Origin of the sequence: Streptomyces sp. SBT349 (genome assembly GCF_001083795.1) — a bacterium.
Taxonomy (GTDB): Bacteria; Actinomycetota; Actinomycetes; order Streptomycetales; family Streptomycetaceae; genus Streptomyces.
Genome location: NZ_LAVK01000457.1, coordinates 1 through 4,929 on the forward strand (window position 1 = coordinate 1; position 4,929 = coordinate 4,929).

A 4,929-nucleotide genomic window follows, 5' to 3' on the forward strand; every position below is an offset into this window, starting at 1 on the left:
GAGCAGCAGGTGCAGCGTCTCGCCCCGGCGCGGGCGGCCCACCGCGGCGAGACGCTGCACCTGCTGCTCTGGGACGCGGACGGCGCCCTCGCCGCCGCGCTCCCCCCGCCGGGCGAGCGCGAGACGCGCCATTCCGCGGCCGAGTTCATGAGTTGGACGGGCACGCTGTGCGTCCTGGCGATGCTGGAGCTGCTGAGCCGGGCGCGCGCCGCCCGCCCCGCCCTCGACCACCTGGTGGGCGCCCTCTCCGGACGCCCCGAGGTGCGGGCGCCGTTCACCTGGCAGCGCCCGGCCGAGGGCGTCGCGCCCGAGCCCCCGCCGCGCGCGCCCCGCGCGTTCGACCAGCTCGCGCTCGGGTCGTTCAACGAGAAGCTGGTCATCGAGTCCATCCGCGAGGCGGGCGCGCTCAGCCGCGTCGAGATAGCCGAACGCACCGGCCTGACCCCGCAGGCCGTCTCCCGCATCACGCGGAACCTGCTGACCTCCGCGTTCCTCGTCGAGGACACCCACCGACCGGCGGGCAAGGGCAAGCCCCGGGTGCCGCTGCGGCTGCGGGCCGACGCCGCCTGCGCGATCGGCATCCACCTCGACCCGGAGATGATCACGCAGGTGGTGGTCGACCTGTGCGGCGGGGTGGTGGACCAGCGGCGGCTGCCGCTGCACGACCGCCATGACCCGGACTGGGTCATCGACCACATCACGCGCATGGTCCGCGAGGGGATCGCCGCCTCCCGCCCCGCCTCCGACGCGCTGCTCGGCATCGGCATCGCGGTGCCCGGTCCGCTGGACACCGAGGCCGGAGTCATCCTGGACCCGCCGCTGTTCGACGGGTGGCGCGACGTGCCGCTCCGCGCGGAGCTGACCGCCAGGCTCGGCATCCCCGTCACCGTGGAGAAGGACGCGACGGCCGCGGCGATCGGCGAGCGCTGGATCGGAACGGGCGAACGCGCCGGGGACTTCGTCTACCTGTACCTCGGCGCCGGCGCGGGCTGCGGCGCCTTCCTCAACGGCGACGTCTACCGGGGGCGCACGGGGAACGCGGGCGAGTTCGGCGAGCTGTGCGCGCTGACGACCAACCAGCTCTCCCCCGAGGGCGGCCCGCTGATGGTGCCCGAGTGCGCCACCATGTCCGCGGTGGTCGCCAAGGCCGTCGCCGCGGGGCTCGCCCTGCCCGCGCACGCGCCGGAGCCCACCCCGGCGGCGCCGGGAGACGCGCCGGCGCCCGGTGAGTGCGCGCCGATCTCGGCCGTGGTGGACAAGGCGACCGCCTCCGGCGTCCTCCCCCGCCCGCGGCGGCCCGATCCGGCCGGCACGGCCGGCACGGCCGACACGGGCCCGGTGCCCAGCGCGTTCGAGGAGGTCGTCGCCGCCGCTGCCGCCGGCGACGCCCGCGCGGTGGAGGCGTTCCGTTCCACGGCCCGCGTCCTGGCCACCGGCGCCATCGGCGTGACCGACCTGCTGGACACCGCCCTGCTGATCGTCGGCGGCCCGGCCGTCCCGGCCGCCGTCGCCCCGATCTACCTGGAGGAGATCAGCGCCGCCGTCAACCGTTACCCGGTGGCCCGGCGCGTGCGGCGCGTGCACGTGGCGCACTCCCTCCTGAACGAGTCCGCCGCCGCCATGGGCGCCGCCTCGGGGGTCTTTCACGCCTCCTTCGCGCCCAGGCTCCGGACCCATGCCCGCACCGTCGCCCGGGCATGGTGAACCCGACATCCCCATGTCACCGCCACACAACGGCAGTTAAGTATTTTTACATCTGGAGCGCACCATGCCCGACCCCCGTCCCACCGCCGCCCTCGCGATGAGCCGCCACGCCGCCGACCAACTGCTGACCGGCAACACCCTCGCCGGGCTCGCCGAGGTGACCGACCTGCGCTACCCGCCGCTCCTGGAGGACCTCGCCGCCCCCGCCGCCGCCGATGTGCTCGCGGACGCGGAACTGCTGCTCACCGGCTGGGGCTGCCCGCCGATCGACGCCGGGGTGCTCGAACGGGCACCGCGCCTGCGGGCCATCGTCCACACCGCGGGCACCGTGCGCGGCCATGTCACCGACGCCTGCTGGGAGCGCGGCATCCGCGTCTCGTCCGCCGCCTGGGCCAACGCGCTGCCCGTCGCCGAGTACACGCTGGCCATGATCCTGCTGGCCAACAAGCGGGTCCTGGAGATCAGTTCCGAGTACCGCGCCGCCCGCGCCCGCCTGCCCTGGGACCAGCGCCTGCCCGAGCTCGGCAACTACGGCTCGACCGTCGGCGTGCTCGGCGCCTCGCTGATCGGCCGGCGCGTGCTCGACCTGCTGCGCCCCTTCGGCCTGCGCACCCTCCTCTACGACCCGTATGTGGCGCCCGCGGACGCCGAGCGCCTGGGCGCGCGTCCGGCCGGCCTGGACGAGGTCTTCCGGGAGAGCGACGTCGTCAGCGTCCATGTGCCGCTGCTGCCCGGGACGGTGGGCCTGGTCAGCCGCGAGCTGATGGCCTCGATGCGCCCCGGGGCGATGCTGCTCAACACGGCGCGCGGCGCGGTCGTGGACCAGGACGCGCTGGCCGAACTGGCGGGAGCCGGGCGGATCAGGGCCGTTCTCGACGTGACCGAGCCGGAGGTGCTCCCGGCCGACCACCCGCTGTGGGACTGCGAGAACGTGCTGATCAGCCCGCACATCGCGGGCTCCGTCGGCAACGAGATCCGGCGGCTCGGCGAGTCGGCGGTGGCCGCCGCCCGCCGCTTCGCCGAGGGCCTGGAGTTCGCCCACCCGGTGCTGCGGGAGCGCCTGGACATCACCGCCTGAACCCGGCGGACCACCGGAGGCCGTTGACTTCATCCATCCATTGGATTTACATAACGTCGGTTACCGGCTGCCCCCACCCCACCGACGGAGTGCCCCCCGATGCACGATGACCGCGTCCTGATCGAACGACGTCTCGCCCGGGTGCTGACCCAGCGCCTCCGCCCCGCGGTGCACGCGACCAGCGTGCCGCTGGACGTGCGCGCCTGGCCGGTACCGGGGGAGCCCGTCCCCGTCGAGGACGGCATCGCCGCGCCCTACCACCCGGTCGGGCCCCGGCACCGCTGGGGCCCGCCGTGGTCCACGTGCTGGTTCCGCGTCAGCGGCACCGTGCCCGCCGCCTGGGCGGGGCGCCGCGTCGAGGCCGTGATCGACCTCGGCTTCGACGCCACCAAGCCCGGCTTCGCCGCCGAGGGCCTGGCCTACCGCCCCGACGGCACCCCGATCAAGGCCCTCAACCCGCGGAACGCCTGGCTGCCGGTGGGCGATCCCGCCCTGGGCGGCGAGGAGTTCGTCTGCCACATCGAGGCCGCCTCCAACCCGCTGATCCTGGACGACGGCCCCGGGCGCGACCCGTTCCTGCCCACCGCGCACGGCGACCGCGCGCCCTGGCTGCGCGACACCGGGGACGGCGGCGACCGGGAGGCGGCCGAGCCGCTGTACCGCATCGGCCGCGCCGACCTCGCCGTCTACGAGGAGGACGTGTTCGAGCTGGTCCACGACCTCGACGTGCTCGGATCCCTCATGGAGCAGCTTCCCGAGGACTCCACGCGCCGCTGGACCATCCTGCGCGCCGTCGAACGCTCCCTGGACGCCCTGGACCTCCAGGACATACCGGGCACCGCGCGCGCGGCGCGCGCGCCCCTCGTCCTCGCGCTGAACACCCCCAACGCGCCGGGCGCCCACCGGGTCTCGGCCACCGGGCACGCCCACATCGACACCGCCTGGCTGTGGCCGCTGCGCGAGACCGTCCGCAAGGTGGCGCGCACCGTCGCCAACGTCACCGAACTCATGGATCACCACCCGGAGTTCACCTTCGTCATGTCCCAGGCGCAGCAGCTCGCCTGGCTCAAGGAGCGGCGCCCCGAGGTCTTCGAACGGGCCGCGGCCAAGGCGCGCGCCGGGCAGTTCCTCCCCGTCGGCAGCCTGTGGGTGGAGCCCGACACCAACCTCACGGGGGGCGAGTCGCTGGTCCGCCAGTTCGTCCAGGGCAAGCGCTTCTACCTCGACGAATTCGGCGTGGAGACCGAGGAGATGTGGCTGCCCGACACCTTCGGCTACACCGCCTCGCTGCCGCAGATCATGAAGCTGGCCGGGGTCCGCTGGTTCCTCAGCCAGAAGATCTCCTGGAACACGACCAACCGCTTCCCGCACCACACCTTCTGGTGGGAGGGCATCGACGGCACCCGGATCTTCAGCCACTTCCCGCCCGTCGACACCTACAACTCCGAGCTCTCGCCCGAGGAAGTCACCCGCAGCGAGCGGAACTTCAGGGAGAAGGGCCGCGCCGGCGGCTCGCTGATCCCGTTCGGCCACGGCGACGGGGGCGACGGCCCCACCCGCGAGATGCTCGCCCGCGCCGCCCGCATGGCCGACCTGTCGGGCGCCCCGCGCGTCACCATCGAGGGCCCCGCCGACTTCTTCGCGCGCGCCGAGCGCGAGTACGGCGGCGAGGCGCCCGTCTGGTCGGGCGAGCTCTACCTGGAGCTCCATCGCGGCACGCTCACCAGCCAGCTCGCCACCAAGCAGGGCAACCGCCGCAGCGAGCACCTGCTGCGCGAGGCCGAACTCTGGTGCGCCACCGCCACGTTGCGCACCGGCGCCGCCTACCCGTACGAGCGGCTGACCGCGCTGTGGCAGACGGTGCTCACCCACCAGTTCCACGACATCCTGCCCGGCTCCTCCATCGCCTGGGTCCACCGCGAGGCCGAGGCCACCTACGCCCGCGTCACCGGCGAGCTGGCCGCGCTGGTCGACACGGCCCAACGGGCGCTGGCGGGCCCCGCGGACCCCGGCACGAGCACGGGCACCGGCACCGGCGCGAGCACCGGAACGGGCACCGGCACCGGCACGGTCACGTTCAACGCCGCCCCGCACGCCAGGGACGGCGTCCCCGCCTTCGGCGCCGAGCCCACCCCGCCGCCCGCGAC

At 74.6% G+C, this 4,929-nt stretch carries 3 protein-coding genes; all 3 read left to right on the plus strand.

Annotated features, from left to right (window positions below; genetic code table 11):
- Positions 1 to 1,704 (plus strand): ROK family transcriptional regulator (locus ADY01_RS32675; protein WP_053171463.1); only part of this gene is annotated, 1,704 nt, incomplete at its 5' end.
- Between the two features lie 64 nt (positions 1,705 to 1,768).
- Positions 1,769 to 2,782 carry a hydroxyacid dehydrogenase gene (locus ADY01_RS32680; protein ID WP_049580367.1) on the plus strand — a complete coding sequence of 338 codons (1,014 nt, stop codon included), beginning with the start codon at positions 1,769 to 1,771 and terminating at the stop codon, positions 2,780 to 2,782.
- Between the two features lie 99 nt (positions 2,783 to 2,881).
- Positions 2,882 to 4,929, plus strand: a 2,048-nt coding sequence (locus tag ADY01_RS32685; RefSeq protein ID WP_049580368.1) for an alpha-mannosidase, incomplete at its 3' end; no start/stop codon positions are given.

Bases quoted from the DNA above. Each gene is read 5' to 3' on its own strand.
- ADY01_RS32680 (WP_049580367.1), top strand. From the start codon at position 1,769: ATGCCCGACCCCCGTCCCACCGCCGCCCTCGCGATGAGCCGCCACGCC.